The sequence below is a fragment of the Saccharibacillus brassicae genome, from assembly GCF_006542275.1.
Lineage (GTDB): Bacteria > Bacillota > Bacilli > Paenibacillales > Paenibacillaceae > Saccharibacillus > Saccharibacillus brassicae.
This window is the reverse complement of sequence record NZ_CP041217.1, coordinates 602,346-619,338: the sequence shown is the minus strand read 5'-3', so window position 1 is coordinate 619,338 and position 16,993 is coordinate 602,346. Positions and strand designations below refer to the sequence as shown.

Below are 16,993 nucleotides of genomic sequence, written 5' to 3'. Positions count from 1 at the left end.
CCTTTTTCGCTTAAAAGTCGTTCCAGTTCCGCGCGCCCTGGCTCGATTGGCTGCGTTCGCTCGACTGCATGTCTTCCAGCATCTCGATCGCTTTGAGCGTGCCGTACAGCGAATCGAACAGATGCAGCGAATATTCGTTTTTTTCGATAACGAGATGTTTGAATTTGTCTTTTTCCGCAATAAACGAAGCCGTTTCTTTCAAGCCTTTGTGCCGGGCTTCCAAATAGACGGCGGCGCTCGACAGCCACAGCGTGATGCTCCGGAAGTCTTCGGCGGCGGCTACCTTTTCGCGAATGTCTTCGCCCTGACGCGTCAGTTGATTCAGTTTCATGGGAATCCTCCTTAAGAATCGAAGCTGATACCAGTCTAACAGAAGCGTTCGGCATTCCCCAAATCGATTCCCTTTTCCGGGGAAGCTGCGCTATAATAAAAGATAGTTTTTCCGATAAAAAGAAAAAAAGGGAAAAGGAGCGGAATCTTATTACACGCACACCTCGAACACGCGCCCCGCAAGACATGACGCCCGGATTCATGTCAGGACTCACACTTCAACTCCGACGAAAGCTCAGGTTTCGACGCACGCCGGTCTACGCAGGAGCTTTGCTTCTGCTGCTTCTACTCGGCGGCTGCGGAGCAGGCGGGCAAGCCGAGGACGTCTACGTTACGCCGCCGGTGGAATCCGAAGCGGCCGTGCAGCCGCCGGCGGAGCAGGCCGGCTCGGACACGGGAGGAGGCTTGCCGGATACCGATCTCTCCGCCGCAGGCTCCAAACCGTCCGCAGACGCCGAAGTTTCCGCAGACGTTCCGGTTTCCGGGCAGACTCAGGAGCCGCAGAGTACCGATATGCCGGAGCAGCCTTCCGAACCGGACGATCCGGACGCTCAGGCTGCCCGCCCGGTCGAAGAGACGGCGGCCGAAAGCGCCGCCGCGTACTGGAGAATCGACGGCGGCGACGCGAATATCCGCACCGCGCCCGATTACGGGTCCAAGTCGATCCTGATCGGCCGGGAAGGGCGGGACCTTGAATATTTGCACCGCAAAATGTTCGATCCCCGCGACTCCCGAATCTGGTACAATGTCCAGACGAATAACGGCGATATCGGCTGGATCAGCCGCGCCGTCGTGATCCAGTCGGACGGCCGTTACTTCGCGGAAGGACCGGAAGCGCCGGAAGATTTCTCCGGGGACAGTTCGACGACGGCGGCGGCCGATTCGGTTTCCGGCTCGGCGGTCCGCTATTACGCGATCCGCGAAGCGAATATCCGGCAATCGCCTTCGATCAACGCCGCCACGGTCGGCCAGACGGCCGGCGGCTCGGCGCTCGACAGCCTGAACGACCAATGGTACGACCCGTCGGACGGCCGCACATGGTATTACGTGCGTACGCCGTCCGGTCTGGACGGCTGGATTAGCAGCAAAATGGTGAGCGGATACGCGCCGTCCGCCGATCCGTCGGACGCGGAAGACGCCGCGCAGGGCGAGACCGGCGTGTATTACGAGAACTGCGACGCCGCGGAAGCGGCGGGAGCCGCACCTGTCTACGCAGACGATCCGGGGTACGCCGGTCGTCTGGACCGCGACAGCGACGGGATCGGCTGCGAGATCAGCGATTGGGACGGCTACGACGGCGGATCGTCGGATTACGCCGACGTGCCGGTCTCGTCCGCAGACAGTACCGTCTACTTCCGCAACTGCAGCGTCGCCCGGGCGGCCGGAGCGGCGCCCGTCTACGCGGGCGACCCCGGCTATTCGCGCAAACTGGATCGCGACGGCGACGGCGTCGGCTGCGAATGACGGCCCCCGCGCAAAAGTTGCCGAGCGGGGTCCGTACAGGTTAAGGTGTAGGAGTACGTAATCGAACGAACAGGAGGCGTGTGCGATGGAAGAAACGACTGTGATCGCGATTCATTTTACCGACGGAGAAGTGCTGGAACTGGGGATTACCGAAGAAGAGTTCGAACGTCTGGACGGCGAGATCACCTCGAATCCGTGGGTCGAAATCGACGGCAACACCATCAACACGGCGACGATCAAGTATTTCTGGTTCTACGAAATTCCGGCGGACGAAGAAGCAGGGGAAGAAGCGCTCTAACCTGAGCTTCGGGTTCCCGTTCCCGGAATCGACAGCAGCAGGAAGGAGGCGGACACCATCGCGAACGTTTTTGTGCACTCGCGCGCAGCGTCATGGGATCAATGGAAAAGAGAGACCCTGACCTTCGACCGTGTTCCGAACAAAGACGACTTCGTCACGCTGAACGTGGCGGAAGAATGGTACCAGGTCGGCATCGTGCTGCACACCCCGCTCGACCCCGAAGTCGACGCGGAGATCTATATCCAAAAAGTCGACCGCAGCGCCGTGTATGCAAATATATTCAAGTTTTGAGGAACGAGCATCAAGCATTGAGCAGCCTTCGGGCTGCTTTTTGTTATGCATCGGTTTGGATGATGACTTCTTTTATTACATAAATCGAAGAAGTAATTGTTTTATTTTTTAATATTAATTAATGTATAAGTAGAACGGTTGAAAAGAGCGCAAGATGTATCGTGCAGCTTATATCGGATTTTACGGCAGGTACCGGACATTTCCCTGAAAGAAAACGGGAGGAGACCGCCCATGAATAAAAAAAGAAAACGCTTATAGGGAGCGTAATTGCGGCCGTAGTGCTGTTGGCGATCGGCATTCCGCTTTTTCTGTTGTACGGTTTTCAGCAGTTGGTGAACGGATAGCGTAAAGCAAGATAGGCGTTTTCAAAGTATTCTAACGAATCCTCATCACGCTATTTGCCTAAACTGACGCTAAAAAGGCCCAATGGTGGACAATAAGGATATGAGGATTCGTTAAAAAGTAAACATAGCGCGGACTGCATCGTTTCGAACCCAAAAGAAAAATTGGGCATGCTATTTAAATCTTTTTCAAAAAGAAGCCCTGAAAATTTATACCGATTACGCATACATAATGAATGTTGGTGAGGTCCGCTAACTCCCAAAAGAAAGACAAAAGACAAAAAAACATCTATATCCGAATACTGCATGTATGAACGCTTGCATAGACCTACGCAGAACGCGGCAGCATGCACGGAAAGCGAGCAGGAGAAGACTTCCGGGTGTCGAAGTAAGAGAGCGAGAGAGGAGGTGCGCTTATGTATTTTGAGAAAAAATACGTATTAAAGAACGTGCTCGAACATCTCGAAGCCCGCGTAAAGCATAAAGATGGAACAAGCAAAGGGGAAATCTTCAACATTTTCGAAGAAGAGCTTCGTAACCGAAACAAAATGGGGACCGTTGTCGAAGAGCGCGGGAATACGACTCATACTACTTCCGGGGTTCCGATGCCCAATGCCGACTCCAACTTGATCAATGAAGTGATCTGGGATCTGATTATCCAAAGAGTGTTAACTCCTTGGGCAGCCGGGTATGTGGATAACCTGACGGCATTCAGCATAAACAAGCAGAAGCTCCAAGCGGTAAATGAATAATTTCCAAAGTGACCTATCGAGCATCCCGCCCGGGGTGCTTTTTATTTTGCGGAAAAGACGAGGTAGAATAAGAAAAGTGGTGCCGCAAACGGCACCACTTTCTTTGTTTTTGGACGCTTTAGTCGAGTACAGGGCACCACTACGGCACCACTTGGCCGTTTCCGGCCCTTTTTTCGCTGCGCCTAATCTTCCAACAAAAAGAAAAACCCTTGAATATTCAAGGGTTTTTCAAGTATAGGACGGATGGGGATCGAACCCATGACCCCTACCCTGTCAAGATAGTGCTCTCCCGCTGAGCTACCGTCCTTCATGTGGAACGCGGAATTGATAAGGTTTGTGACACTTCGTAAAGTGTTAAGACCACTATCTCGTTTCGCTCACTTTTAATATTATATAGTGGTCGAATAGATTTGTAAAGTGGTTTCTAAATAAATTATAGATTTTTTTTTAGGAAAAGAAAAAAGCCACCTTAGTAGGGGCTTTTAAAAGTTAATTTTACTTAAGAATCAAGTGGCTTGTTTCTTCCTTGAATCTTATCTTGAAGAATTCTGATTAAAAACCGTTCAACATCGATTCTAACTCTGCTTCAATTTCCTGCTGTGTCATTTGATCTGCTGGTTTATATTCTCCTGAAGAATTATAGTCAGCAGGATTATCAGAAACACCACCGTATGGTACATACTCACCATTAGAGTTATAGTCATTAGGATTAGAGGAAGGTGCAAATGGGTCGCTTTCAAGCTCTTCTTTAGTATAGTAATTGTTTGAGTTGGAGTAACTATTTGATTTAGGAGATTTAGTGTTTTCTTTCTTTGATTCTTGTGAAGATTCGGTTGCTATAGTTCCGTCTTTATTAGGAATCTCAATCTCTTCTGTATGTGAATAGGTATCACCATCCATACTATCTACGATCAACTCGGTGCTATTCAAGATTTCTTTATTTTCTGTGAAATATTTTTTGACTTCAGGATTTTGACGATCAGAACCCATTGTGGCAAATGTAACTTCATACATTCCTCCTTCAAGTCCAGAGTCGTTGTTATGAAACCAACTACTGGTTACTGATTGATTTGTAACTTGTTGTACTTGCCTTAACTGAGTTCCTTCCATATCACTTACTGTTATAACGATTTTAGTTCCTTCGGGAAATTTGGTTGACGCAGAAACTTCTAGTCGATTGTCTTTATCTAGTTTCTTTGTAATTGAAAAACTAGGGTCGGGATCAGGAGCAGGGATGTTTTGTTGTGCCTGTTCTTCAACAATAACTGTACTTTCATTTGAACCACAAGCTGTCAAAAATGCTGAACATAACAAAGCTAAAACCATCATCTTTTTCAAAATAAATCATCCTCTTTTTTTAGTTTATTATACAATTGTATCCTTTATGAGTATAGTATGATCTGTTGTTTTTTTAAAATAAAAAAGATAGTGGTCTAAAAAGGAGTTTTCCTTTTGTCAGAAACCACTACGATTAAACCGATCATAGCTAAGATCATTAAAGGATTAAGATTAAAGAATAAGATGAATCAAGAGGATTTAGCCGCTGCTTGTGGAGCAGATCGAACCTACATATCGCTTATAGAAAGAGGGAAAATGGAACCGTCTTTAACAAAGATATTTGATTTATCGAAAGCGTTAGGGATTACTGGAAGTCAGTTTGTAAGGATGATTGAGTTAGAGGAAATGAGATTGAAAGAGTTATCAGGGGAAGATATTGAGAAATAAAAAAGCACTCGGTTAGGAGTGCTCTAAACTTTATCTATTTCGTCTATTTAAGTTTTTGGCCATGTTCAATTGTGCTTGTATTTTATCTTCTTGAATCTTTTCTGCGATCTTAACACCTTTTAAGGTTCCAACGAGTGAATCAAAATATTCAATTGAATATTTTTTTTCTTCTAAAATCAATGCTTTGAATCTCTCTTTATCTCTGATGAAAAATTCTGTTTCTTTCAAAGAACTGTGTTTGGTTTCCAGATAAACTTGAGCCGAGGACAACCACTCTGTGATAGCTGAAAAGTTTTCTTTGTCAGATACATTTCTTTTAATGATTTCTGATTGTTCAATTAAAGTGTCTAAACTCATTTTGTCACTCTCCTTTACAAATACTAATTCTCCACAAAATCCCTTTCTCCTTCTCCTCACGTAAAGAAACTCTGTGGGAAGCATTCGGGGATATCATCGTTAATAATCTAAAAGATAACCTTGATACTCGTACCGCTTGTCAGAATTGTGGTAAAGAAATCCCTTCTATTAGAGGGAAGATGTATTGTGATGATTGCGCTAAAAGAATAAAAAACGAGAAAAACAAAGGCTATTATCACAATAAGAAAAATACCAAATAAAATTTAGGAAAACTATTGTAAAATAAGTTTTTCTCGATTTTCCCTTATAAAGCCTAAGAAAAATCGTTCATTTTTAGGAAAAGATGATCATACTAAAGGGAGAGGCTAAATCAAGCCGATCCTACTAAAAAAACTAACCACAAAGGGAGATACACAAACAATGACTAAAGTAAATGAAACAGTAAATACGAAAGAACTAGCACGGACATTAGCAGAGCGAACGGAACTTTTAAACAAAGGTCAATCAGAAGAAGTAGTAAATGCACTTGCAGACGTAATCTTTGAAACTCTAGTATCCGGTAAAAACGTTAAGCTGAACGGTATTGGTGTACTAGAAGCTCGTCAAGTTGAAGCAGGCACAGTACAGAATCCAGCCCTATATACTAAGCTTATTGAGCAAGGTATGAGTAAAGATGATGCAAAAGCTTAAACTAGCGAAACTATTGAAAAATCACTAATCAGCAATAATCCCTTAGAAACTCTATGTTTAATCGCTACTTTTTGCAAAAAGATAATCTTATACAAAGGAGCCACATAAGCACCTTTAAAAATTTTATTAATTTCTTAACAAAAGTGACAAGCATTTCAATCAGATCATAAGAACAATACTCCCTTTATTATTCTTGTGATCTGATTGAAGGTCTGGTCAACCTTCAAGTAAGTCGATGTTTTTGATATTTAATTTGTTTCTGATATTTACTCATTTATATCAGTGTTCATTGGGAAGCATCTTCTATGGTGCTTCTCTTTTTTTGTTAAGAAATTAGCAAAGTAAGCAACAAGTAAAACTATTGAAAGGATGAAAAGAAAAATGGAAGACGTACAAGCACAATCTACAGAGCAAGAACAAGCCAAAGAAGTTACGTTCACACCTGAGCAGCAATCTACAATTGATGCTTTGATCGAGCAGACAAAGAACAATTGGGAAGAGGAGTTTCTTAATCCTGTTGTCGCTGAACGTGATGAATTAAAAACTAAGATTATTTCTGAACCAAGTGAACAGGAGAAAGCTTTGAGTGAACGGGAAATAACATTAGCACAGAAGGAAATCAAGATTGCATTCACAGAAGCTGGATATGCTGACTTTGCTGATCTGATCAAGGTTGATTCAGTAGAGGCAGTAGAAGAAACGATCCAAGCTATTACTAACATCTTAAACCCTCGAAAAGTAGATGCTTCTTATCAACCAGAAGATCATAAGAGTCAAACCCCTTATGAGAGTGCCTCAAGCAAGAGTGATGTTCTGGGTATGATTGGTTCCAAACTACAGCAAGCATTCAATAGAAATTAAGACAACAACTAAACTAAAACAAACTTAAAGGAGATTGATTTAAACATGGCAACATTCACAAGTAATAACTTCACTTCAGCACAATCTATTTCACTGGTAAACGAGATCGCCCTGGTAGGCATTCAAGATGCTCCGTTGCTTTCTATGCTAACGGCTCGTGGACAAGTAGGTAAAGCGCAAGGACGCATTCAAACGTGGTTAGAATACGCTTTAGACACTTCTAACGCTGCTGGTAAGCCAGAAGGTGAAGACCCAATTGGAACAGTATTCAGCGGTCGTAGAGAGCTTAATAACGCGCTTGAAATCTTCTCAAAGGCAAGCAAGGTTACAGGCACAGCACAAGCTATCGAGAATGGTATTCTTAGCCAAGAAATTCAAATGCGCTTAAAAGAACTTAAAGTAGCAATGAATCAAAAACTGATTTCTGGTACATTCAATGACGGCTCTAACGGTCAGCCAAGAACTATGCGTGGACTTGAGAACTGGGTTCCTGCTGCTGGTATTATCACTAATGCTACTGTTACAGAACAAGCAATTAAAGATGCAGTCCGTGTGCTTTATAACAATGGAACAAATACAGGAGACGTTGTAGCGATTCTTAATGCAGATATGAAAGAAGCGGTAGACGAAATCTTTGTTAATCGTACTTCTTATTCTCACAACGTAGATGCTCCATTCGGCGCAAATACTTATGGTATGAAAGTAGATCAGCTTCAAACAAATTATGGTACAGTGAATTTTCTTGTTGATCGTAGCGCTGGTGCAAATGCAATTACATTCGCCAATGCAGATTATCTGTTCGTTGATTATCTACGCGCACCACACTTCGAACCACTTGCTAAAACTGGTGACGCTGAAGGCGGTTTTGTAGTTGCTGAAGCCACTCTACGCGTAATGAGTGACAAAGCAGTATCTAAACTCACAATCGCTTCTGGTGCTCGTACGGCAAGTAAATAAAATAGAATCCAGTAGTAGACAGACAAGGGTAGGGGAATAACTCCTATCCTTATTTGTTCTAATCAAATCTATTTTAAATTAATCGAGTTGAAATCTTAGATAGGGAGCATTGATATGAATGCCAAAGAAAAAATGGATTACAAGAGCAAGCTGCTCTTGGCTTAGACCGTTTTGCTGCCTTAGAAATCGAATGCTTTCTCCAATCGTCTGAATGCTATCCATTATGCCTCCTCCCACTCCAAACGATAGATTTTTTTCCAGAAAGCCTCAACGGACTATAGTGAAGTAATGCATGGTTATAGTAGCGAAGTGATACAGTTGGCACTAAGAACACGAATAAAAGCATCAAATACATAATGGGCTAATTAAATTTTGGGAATTGGATTTCCATTTCGGCGAGTTAAATATGTCCGTGTTCTTTCAGGCTATAAAATTGGTGGTCACCAATGATGACATGATCAAGCACCTCTATACCGATGATCTTACCAGCATCGACAAGGCGCTTGGTCATCTTCACATCTTCAAAGGAAGGTTCCGGATCTCCGCTAGGGTGATTGTGTGCACAGATCAGCGAAGCACTGCAGCGTTTGATTGCCGCTTGGAATACTTCACGAGGATGTACGATTGCTGAATTCAGATTGCCTATAGAGATCACTTCTTTGAAGATCAGTCGATTTTTTGTGTTCAAGAAAAGGCAGATGAAGCTTTCTTTTGTAGCATGCTTGTATTCAGAGGAGAGAAGATCAAATACATCTTGAGGACTTCGAATCGCGGTTGGATTATGGGTTGGAGCTGCCAGCACGGTAGCTAATTTCAACATAGCAGTGATTTGACGGGCTTTTCCTGCACCAATACCTTTGATCGTAACCAGCTGTTGTTCAGTAGCATTTAAAAGCTCTGTCTTTGTAGGGAACTGGTTGAAGAGCTGCTGAATGGTATAACTATCTTCTTGCTCTCGAAGCGACTGAGCAATTAGGTGCTTAAGATTATCATTTGAATGAGATTTCATTTTTTTCCTCCATCGAATCGAATATATAATTTGACAAACAAAACACCAAGCATATTATGTGCTTGGTGTTTAAGTAGGTGAAATATAAATCATTGAGTTCCATATATTCTAATTTTACTCTAATAAGCGATAACACGAATTTATAAGTGTCAGCTTCTTTCCTTATATACTGCATAAGTATCCAGTAAATAATATGTATTTAAAGACTAAGAGTTTACTATTCCTTGAAATGAACATTATAACCTGACAAGGATATTTCAGAAAACCGGTTCTTCACCGCAAGCCGTCTTCGCTTGTTTTAAAGCGTTTCAAATTAAATTTGTTGTATAAAATGAGTCGTATTTCGTTAACCGTACGTTCCGTGTTTGAGCAGCTTAATTTTGGTGTTCGTTCCTTCCAATTTTTTTTGGAAGTGGTCTAGCTGAAGCAGAGGCGAAAAGAGGGCAAAGGTGAGCAGGTCTACTTTCCAGCATTCTAAAAAGTGGGGAAATACGCTCCGCAACAGCATGTACACGATCAAAGTGGTATACAACTGTCCGTATACTACGGTTAGCGTACGACCAAACATGATCGGCATGCTAAGATGCTAGTTGATCCAATGTAAAAGACTTCAATGCACCAGCGCGTCCGGTACATTTCGACAATTTGCTCGCCGGTAAAGTCCTTACGATTCGTCGTCATCCGAATTCCAGACCTCATTGTCCTGAAAAAATCATCGCTCAATGTCTTTTTTGCTTCGGCACTGTGTCTTACTGAGCAAAGAGGTAAAGTGTTAACTTATGGGTGAAGACGGATCTGTGATCCGCTGTAATCCGCGCCTAGCGGTTATTTACACGTTGTCTTTTAGCTTCCTAACAAATGGTTGGCTTTCGGAAACATATCTGTCGAAACATCGATTTTTCTATCTATGGAGTCTATCCTTAACGTGAAGTTCGCGTTTTGCCAACTTTTTACCAATGATCTCATCGTGATGGGAAGCTAGGGTTTCTACGACTTGAATCGGTTGTTTGGATACTGGGTCCAGCCCCACAAGTAACTTGAAGCTGGTGCATTTGCCTTTAAAAGGTGCTCAAAGCAGTCATATTTTTCTAACAGTAATTTATGTAAAAATTATGCATAATTAGTGGTTTATATCGACGAAGTCTACGTTTGAACGAATGACTACCTTAGCTGAGCAGCTTGTATCTAATACTGCAGGAATTTGAACATGGTGAAATCGCCGTGGTGTCGTCATAACTGGTTTTTCGCACTATTTTTATGCATTTCTTTGTTGAAAACCGATTAAGCAGGGTTTAAATTATTAGAGTTTTTTTATGAAATGCTCCCTTTCGATTTATTAGTGTGATGCTTACAACTTGAGGAAAGTGCGACCTTTGTTTTATGCATTTCGAATAGAGAATTGGAAAGAGCGCCTAATCAACAGGCGTAGGGTGATCAATGTTTTTGCTAACTTTTTGCCCACGATACAGATGAGCGGGATTAGGCTCGAAGCACTATGGACACATCTAGCCTTCTTCCTGTTTTTCCAGTTCTTTGACTTTAACCTCTATAGATTGGCAAGCTCTTTGATGAACTGAATGTACAAGCCGCTCTCCTCCTTGTGTGGGCCTCGACAATACGATACCGGAGATATGGCTTGTTTTCTATTTTTTGGATTAAGGTTTATCAAGAATAGGGTTTGGAGAAGTATCTTTTTAAAAAATAATTTTAATAAACATTAATTTGTAATAAATAACATTAAATAAAAGTATACACCTAATAATTTTTTTGGTTATAATATACATAGGTTATTATAAAATTGAAAGTTGAGGTGTGAGTCAGCATGGATTGGTATGTATTATTCGTTGTAACCGGACAAGAAGATACCATACGATCGTTAATTAATAATTATTTTGAAAAATCCAAACTTCATGCAGTTGTACCGAAAAGAAAATTAACAGAACGAAAACTAGGTCGGTCTAATGAGGTTTGCAAGGTTATGTTTCCCGGATACGTACTTTTATACGGTCAAATAAACTTAGAAATTTACTACGATCTCAAACAAATACCCGGTTGTTATCGATTATTAAACAATATCAATAATTCTGTTGACAAAGGGGTAAAAAGGAATAATATATCTAAAGAGGATATTATGGAAGAGGGGATGAGGAGGGAGAATCTATTTTCTATAATCGAAAAAAAAGATATGATTTTACTTTCACAACTTATAAATGAGGAGGGAGTTATTGAACGATCAAATTTATACATAAAAGATGCACAAATAAAAGTAATCAGCGGACCTTTAAAAGGTAAAGAAACGCTTATTAAAAAAATTGATAGTCGTAAAGGTCGAGCCAGAATTGTTTTGAATTTCATGGGGGAAGAAAAAAATTTGGATGTGGGTATCGAATTATCGGAAAAATAAAATCATAGCATAACATCAAAAATTCAGAGTGCACTAATCGTTGCTTCGGTACGTTGGTACGGCTCTGTTGTCATATGATATTTAAGTAGTGTATATGTTAAATATAGACGACTGGGCGAAGCTATGTCCATATTCATATAATTGGTGTTTTTTACAAAAAAAATGCTCAGATTAATCAATAAGTCGGATTGGTGGTATTTGACTTGAGAAGCTTTTCTATTTGTTTTTATTTAGAAGAAATAGGGATGAGTGAATTGAATGAAAGTTTAAAAGCAAGCATATGTATTACCCGATTCGTAGCCGACTCGCCTTTTGAAGAAATTGTCGATTACTTGCAAGAAGAAGAATTAAGTTATTATGCCGGTCTTCAAGTGGAAAAGAGAAGAAAAAGCTTCTTGCTGGGAAGGTTATGTGCAAAAAAAGCGATTCAATCTTATTCGGATATTGAGAATCTTAAAAGAATTTTAATAAGAAGAGGTATTTTTCAACAACCGATTGTGGTTGCCACTTTATGTTCAAACGTTCAAGTCAGCATAACGCATTCTAACGATATCGGAGCGGCAATTGCTTTCTCTGAAGGATGCTCTATGGGAATCGACATAGAAAAAATATCGGAAGAATCTGAAGTAATCGAATCCGTATTAACGCAAAAAGAAAGAAACCTTATCCAAACGTTAAGTATGAATTCCACTGCGGCTTTATACTTGATGTGGACAGCTAAAGAAGCACTTTCTAAAATACTGAAGACTGGCTTTACGACGCCGCCTCAAGTTTTTGAAATCGAAAAGATACACCTACATTCGAGTTATGCCTCAAGTGAATATACGAACTTTTCACAGTTTAAGGCAACGTCTTTTCAAGCAGGTGATTATATAGTTTCTATTGTGCATCCAAAGCGCACACTTATCGATTTAAAAATGCTAAATTATTTAATCTCAAAAACGCAAGCGATCTGCTCTTTTCATTGAATAAAATGAAAGAGCCTTTTTTATATGAATTAATGATATTTATGTTTTAGGTAGATAAGGAGGTTATTTCAATAGATAAAAAAACCGTAGTATTTATGTTTGGTGGGCAAGGTACTCAATACCGCCAAATGGGGCTTGAGTTATACAACACATATCCTGTATTTCGCTCTTGGATGAACCGTTTGGACTCCGTTGTTTCGAGTATTACAGGCTTATCAGTTGTAAACCGTTTATATGGCGATCGTGGATCTTCGCTAACAGATCTTCACGATCTTACATATATGCATCCAGCTATATTCATAATCCAATATTCTCTTGCGCGCGCATTAATAGAAGAAGGAATAGAACCAGATTTATTGCTAGGTATGAGCTTAGGTGAGTATGTATCTGCTGCTGTCACCGACGCGGTTGAGGCAGAAGCTGTGTTAGAAAGTATTATTATTCAATCAAAATTGATTGAATCTTTTTGCAAGAAAGGGGGGATGACAACAATATTTTCGAATGCAGATTTATATGATTCTTCTCCTCAGCTTCATACGACGTGCAGCCTTGTAGCTGTCAATTACGATGGTCATTTTGTAATCGCAGGGGAAGAAACCAGCTTATCTTCTGCAGAAAGTTGGCTTAACTCCAATCGTATCATTAATCAGAGGCTTCCGGTCTCTTATGGATTTCATACAGTGCAGCTTGAACCGATAAAAGCCGCCTATATGAACCATCTACAAAGTCTGACCTACAAAGCACCCACAGTCCCTTTGCTGTCTACAGCAGTAGGAGGGGAATGTATAGACGTGGATGCTTATTTGATGTGGCAGGCAATTCGTGAACCTATGCGATTGAACGAAGCAATGGAAAAGCTGGACCGAAATCAAGATTATATATTCCTAGATTTAAGCCCTTCCGGTACATTAGCAGCGATATCCTCAAAAATATATATAGAAGGTATCCGTTCCGATTTTTATCCCCTCATTACACAATTTAATCGAGATGCTTCGAATCTTAGACATGCTATGAGGAGGTGTTTAAAAGGATAGATACTATAAATAAACGGTTTATCTATAGTTATATATTTGTTAATCGTAATAGTAAACATTAAAAAGGGTTATGGAGGGATAACTTGAAAGCTCAAGAACAGATGCTAAAAGGAATTTTTGAAGGCCCGATAGTTCCGATTATGATAAGAATTGCGTTACCTATTTTGATCGGTAATTTGTTAAATTACGTCTATCTAGTTATTGATACATATTACATCGCCATGATAGATCCTAAATCTTCGGCTCTTTTAGCGGGAACGGGTCTGTTATTTCCTTTGTTTTTTGTTTTTGAAGCTATCGCTTCGAGTTTGGCTGTTGGCCTCAGTACCGTTACAGGACGGTTGATTGGCGAAAGAAAGTTTGAAGAATGCAAAAGCCTTGGAATCAGCGGGTTCATCATGGCAATGGTACTTGGAATTCCATTCATTCTCGTTTGTTATTTGTTCGGACCAGAGCTGATCGATATGCTCGCAGGAGATGGACTCAGTTCGGAAGCGAAGGCATATGGGTTGGAATTTTTGTACTCGTTAGCACCGGGCCTGATCTTTATGATTCTGATACAGGTCTATGGAGGCATCCTTCTTGGAGAAGGACTCACCCATGTGCTAGCGATCGCATTTACGCTCATGACAGTTATCAATTTGATTCTTGATCCAATTATGATTTTCGGTCTGGGCATGGGGGTCACCGGTGCTGGGTTGTCCACAACAATTGCAATGTGTTTTGCATTTCTGTATGTTATGCGATTTCTGAAGAAAGGGAAATCAAGAATTCCTTTAAACTTTAGGTTTTCCATGTTTAATAAACGCATTGTGAAGGAAATCGTGCGTATTGGTTTACCGCAATTGCTGATGACGGTTTCCATTTATTCAATTACCATTATCTACAATAAAATTATTACAACCAATTTTAGTGAAAATGCGATGAACGCCTGGACTTTAACCGGGAGGATCGATCAAGTTTTGATCATACCTATTATTGCTATTGCGGGGGCTACAATGGTTTTTGTTTCTCAGAATTATGGACGTAACAAGCTTGATCGCATTAAGAAAGCATTGAACGTTAGTATGCTCTTCGTTTTCGGAATATCTACTGTTATTGCTGCCTTCTATGTATTAGTGGCGCCTTGGTTATTTGCAAGGTTCACTTCTATACCTGAAGTGGTGGAACTGGCGACTCAACAAGCACTCATTATATCGTTTACATTCGGATTCATGGCCATTACATGGACTATTTGCTCCTTCTTTCAAGCAACAGGTCGGCCAATGCCTGCTGTCATTATTATGTATATAAGAGTCATTCTCATTATTGGCCTTGGTTTATACTTCATTTACGAGTTGGATATGGGTTTAAATGGTATATTTATCTCGATGGTTATTGGCAACATTGTAACTTTACCGATCTCTTTCCTATGGATAAAGGGACATCTCAAAAAAGTGAAGTTCACATCTATTTTTGATAATCAATCTTCAGTACCGAGCGAAAAGCGAGTATAGTTTTTAACATTGGTTGTTATGAGGTGTTTAATTAAAGCCTTTATGATTCATTGACTGTAGGTAAAAGCCTGTATTGATGATAGCAGTAGTATATTTTTGCATTGAGACAATTCTTCTGACTGAATATTTAGGAATTTTATATACAAATTTTAAATATTTATTAAAATTTGTATATAAAATCTTTTTTTAAGCAGAGGAATACTCATAAACGTTGATTTAATAGGAGGTGATTTATAAGAATGTAATCAAGCATTGACTCTGGGAATATTTGATGTTCAATTTCAATAAATGATATGACAGGATAAAATTTCGCGTAAATACTTCCTCGCTTTCTAAGCTACTCTTTATGAATCTGAAGAAAGGTTCGCTTAACATTGTACTATTTTTTTTGAAAATTTTTAAAAACCGAACGAGGAATCTGTTTGAGGAAGAATAATGATTCAATTATTAGGAGGGAAACTTATGAAGTTTAGTTTTTGTACAATCGCTTGGAGACATCGGACATTAAAGTTGGATGATATGGCTTATATTATTAGCTTACTCGGTTATGAAGGTATTGAAATCTGGAGTAAGCACTTGTTTGAATATCAAGCTGCATTGCCTGCTTTAAAAAAGCTTCTTAATCACAGTAAACTCCAAGTACCAATGATTACGCCTTACTTTGATTTTACGTCTTCCAAAAAGAAATGGAGAGACAGTGTTTTGGAGGCCGAAACATTCATCCATCTAGCTAATGAAATCGATTGTCGTATTATTCGTTGTTTTACAGGCAGAGTTGGAAGCGAGTTTGCCACACAACGAGAATGGGAGAATGGAGTGGAAGGAATACAAGTTATTGCGGATAAAGCAGCAGAGTTTAACATCAAAATAGCGATTGAAACACATGTGAATACACTCGCGGATCGAATTGAATCAATCCAGAAATTATTAAAGGATGTTAATCGTCCGAACGTGGGCTTGGTACTCGATTTTTATAATCTGTATGAAAATGAAAAAGGAATGGACCCGTTGCTCGTTATTGAGAAGCTCTATGAGCATACGATCCATGTACATGCCAAAAATGCGGAGGCTAACTTAGGCTTAATTACTCCCTTTAATTATGTGATGGAAAAAGATCGAGCAATACTCGGCATCCGAAACCTGGCTGACGGCGATCTAGACTATAGAGCAATTTTGAATGAATTAAATCGAAGAGGCTATCAGGGTTACGTGTCTATTGAATGCTTCGAAGTGAATCGTAATCCAATTCGCGTAGCGATAGACGAGATTAAGTTTTTGCGTGAGATAAAACAGCCGGATTTTCAGCCACTGGGTTAGTAATTAAAAGGAAACAAGGGAGGTAAGTATGGGGAAAAGAACGTTAGATTTATCGAATGAGCTATACGAGTATCTTCTAATCAATTCACTTAGAGAACCTGCGGTTGTGCAGGAACTCCGGGAAGAAACGAATAGAATGCTTATGTCCGCAATGCAGACTCCGCCAGAGCAAGGACAATTTCTTGCGATGATAGTTGAATTAATGAATGCGAAGCAGATTCTTGAAGTAGGAACCTTTACTGGGTATGGAGCATTATGGATGGCGCTCTCTTTGCCTGAGGGTGGTCAAATAACGAGTCTTGATGTGGATGAAAAATGGTGTAAAATGGCTCGAAATTATTGGCGTCAAGCTGGAGTGGAAGATAAAATCGATTTAATAATCGCTCCAGCTTCTGAGTCGATGCGTCAGCTTTTAAATGAGCAGAAAGCGAATTTCTACGATATCATTTTTATTGATGCGGATAAGGAAGGTTACCTTGATTACTACGAATTGGCAATGAAACTTGTAAGAGTAGGAGGATTGATCTTACTCGATAATGTACTTTGGGGTGGCAGTGTCATTAATGAGTTCAATCAAGGACGCGACGTCTGTGCCATCCGTGAAGTCAATAAAAGAGTTCATCTTGATGACCGAGTTACTATGAGCTTAATGCCTATTGGGGACGGTTTAACCTTTGCAATTCGTAGAAAATGATGAAA

19 protein-coding genes and 1 tRNA gene are annotated in these 16,993 nt (G+C 40.8%); 14 read left to right on the top strand and 6 right to left on the bottom strand.

What is annotated here, in order from left to right; translation table 11 throughout:
- Window positions 1-10 precede the first annotated feature (10 nt).
- Entirely contained in the window at window positions 11-331 is a 321-nt protein-coding gene (locus tag FFV09_RS02435) for a hypothetical protein (protein WP_141446209.1), read from the bottom strand.
- Window positions 332-600: 269 nt separating this feature from the next.
- On the opposite strand from FFV09_RS02435, the gene FFV09_RS23655 reads away from it, so the two are divergent.
- The 4 genes from FFV09_RS23655 (at window position 601) to FFV09_RS02415 (ending at window position 3,476) form a co-directional block, all read left to right on the top strand.
- A complete protein-coding gene (locus FFV09_RS23655) occupies window positions 601-1,794 on the top strand; it encodes an excalibur calcium-binding domain-containing protein (protein ID WP_170314911.1) in 1,194 nt (397 codons plus the stop codon).
- A gap of 85 nt (window positions 1,795-1,879) precedes the next feature.
- A complete protein-coding gene (locus FFV09_RS02425) occupies window positions 1,880-2,092 on the top strand; it encodes a hypothetical protein (RefSeq protein ID WP_141446208.1) in 213 nt (70 codons plus the stop codon).
- Between the two features lie 72 nt (window positions 2,093-2,164).
- Window positions 2,165-2,383 carry a hypothetical protein gene (locus FFV09_RS02420; protein WP_141446207.1) on the top strand — a complete coding sequence of 73 codons (219 nt, stop codon included), beginning with the start codon at window positions 2,165-2,167 and terminating at the stop codon, window positions 2,381-2,383.
- A 757-nt stretch (window positions 2,384-3,140) separates the two neighbouring features.
- Entirely contained in the window at window positions 3,141-3,476 is a 336-nt protein-coding gene (locus FFV09_RS02415) for a hypothetical protein (RefSeq protein WP_141446206.1), read from the top strand.
- A gap of 235 nt (window positions 3,477-3,711) precedes the next feature.
- Here the strand turns inward: FFV09_RS02415 and FFV09_RS02410 are convergent.
- Together FFV09_RS02410 and FFV09_RS02405 are read right to left on the bottom strand one after the other, a co-directional pair.
- Window positions 3,712-3,783, bottom strand: a tRNA-Val gene (locus FFV09_RS02410).
- 245 nt (window positions 3,784-4,028) lie between these two features.
- Window positions 4,029-4,814: a hypothetical protein gene (locus FFV09_RS02405; RefSeq protein WP_141446205.1), complete on the bottom strand. Its 786-nt coding sequence runs from the start codon at window positions 4,812-4,814 to the stop codon at window positions 4,029-4,031.
- A gap of 114 nt (window positions 4,815-4,928) precedes the next feature.
- On the opposite strand from FFV09_RS02405, the gene FFV09_RS02400 reads away from it, so the two are divergent.
- On the top strand, window positions 4,929-5,201 hold the full coding sequence (locus FFV09_RS02400; RefSeq protein ID WP_246098453.1) for a helix-turn-helix domain-containing protein: 273 nt from the start codon (window positions 4,929-4,931) through the stop codon (window positions 5,199-5,201).
- A gap of 30 nt (window positions 5,202-5,231) precedes the next feature.
- Here the strand turns inward: FFV09_RS02400 and FFV09_RS02395 are convergent, their stop codons facing one another.
- Window positions 5,232-5,558 (bottom strand): hypothetical protein, encoded by a 327-nt coding sequence (locus tag FFV09_RS02395; RefSeq protein WP_141446204.1) that lies wholly within the window; start codon window positions 5,556-5,558, stop codon window positions 5,232-5,234.
- 420 nt (window positions 5,559-5,978) lie between these two features.
- On the opposite strand from FFV09_RS02395, the gene FFV09_RS02390 reads away from it, so the two are divergent.
- The 3 genes from FFV09_RS02390 (at window position 5,979) to FFV09_RS02380 (ending at window position 8,066) form a co-directional block, all read left to right on the top strand.
- Window positions 5,979-6,248, top strand: coding sequence for an HU family DNA-binding protein (locus tag FFV09_RS02390; protein WP_141446203.1), 270 nt, complete (start codon window positions 5,979-5,981; stop codon window positions 6,246-6,248).
- 381 nt (window positions 6,249-6,629) lie between these two features.
- The gene (locus tag FFV09_RS02385) at window positions 6,630-7,109 is read left to right on the top strand and encodes a hypothetical protein (protein WP_141446202.1); all 480 of its coding nucleotides are present in this window, start codon (window positions 6,630-6,632) and stop codon (window positions 7,107-7,109) included.
- Window positions 7,110-7,154: 45 nt separating this feature from the next.
- Complete coding sequence (locus tag FFV09_RS02380; protein WP_141446201.1) at window positions 7,155-8,066, top strand: SU10 major capsid protein; 912 nt, start codon at window positions 7,155-7,157, stop codon at window positions 8,064-8,066.
- Between the two features lie 78 nt (window positions 8,067-8,144).
- Here the strand turns inward: FFV09_RS02380 and FFV09_RS23650 are convergent, their stop codons facing one another.
- Both FFV09_RS23650 and radC read right to left on the bottom strand, forming a co-directional pair.
- Window positions 8,145-8,288: a hypothetical protein gene (locus tag FFV09_RS23650; protein ID WP_170314910.1), complete on the bottom strand. Its 144-nt coding sequence runs from the start codon at window positions 8,286-8,288 to the stop codon at window positions 8,145-8,147.
- Between the two features lie 178 nt (window positions 8,289-8,466).
- Window positions 8,467-9,075: a RadC family protein gene (gene radC / locus FFV09_RS02375; protein ID WP_141446200.1), complete on the bottom strand. Its 609-nt coding sequence runs from the start codon at window positions 9,073-9,075 to the stop codon at window positions 8,467-8,469.
- 1,822 nt (window positions 9,076-10,897) lie between these two features.
- Here radC and loaP point away from each other — a divergent pair.
- The 6 genes from loaP to FFV09_RS02345 all read left to right on the top strand — a co-directional run bounded on the left by loaP (window position 10,898) and on the right by FFV09_RS02345 (window position 16,988).
- Window positions 10,898-11,479 (top strand): antiterminator LoaP, encoded by a 582-nt coding sequence (gene loaP, locus FFV09_RS02370; RefSeq protein ID WP_141446199.1) that lies wholly within the window; start codon window positions 10,898-10,900, stop codon window positions 11,477-11,479.
- A gap of 245 nt (window positions 11,480-11,724) precedes the next feature.
- Window positions 11,725-12,447 (top strand): 4'-phosphopantetheinyl transferase family protein, encoded by a 723-nt coding sequence (locus FFV09_RS02365; protein ID WP_141446198.1) that lies wholly within the window; start codon window positions 11,725-11,727, stop codon window positions 12,445-12,447.
- A 95-nt stretch (window positions 12,448-12,542) separates the two neighbouring features.
- Window positions 12,543-13,481, top strand: a complete 939-nt coding sequence (locus FFV09_RS02360) for an acyltransferase domain-containing protein (protein ID WP_141446197.1) — start codon at window positions 12,543-12,545, stop codon at window positions 13,479-13,481.
- Window positions 13,482-13,564: 83 nt separating this feature from the next.
- Complete coding sequence (locus FFV09_RS02355; protein WP_141446196.1) at window positions 13,565-14,977, top strand: MATE family efflux transporter; 1,413 nt, start codon at window positions 13,565-13,567, stop codon at window positions 14,975-14,977.
- A 462-nt stretch (window positions 14,978-15,439) separates the two neighbouring features.
- The gene (locus FFV09_RS02350; protein WP_170314909.1) at window positions 15,440-16,294 is read left to right on the top strand and encodes a sugar phosphate isomerase/epimerase family protein; all 855 of its coding nucleotides are present in this window, start codon (window positions 15,440-15,442) and stop codon (window positions 16,292-16,294) included.
- 28 nt (window positions 16,295-16,322) lie between these two features.
- The gene (locus FFV09_RS02345; protein ID WP_141446194.1) at window positions 16,323-16,988 is read left to right on the top strand and encodes an O-methyltransferase; all 666 of its coding nucleotides are present in this window, start codon (window positions 16,323-16,325) and stop codon (window positions 16,986-16,988) included.
- Window positions 16,989-16,993: the final 5 nt, after the last annotated feature.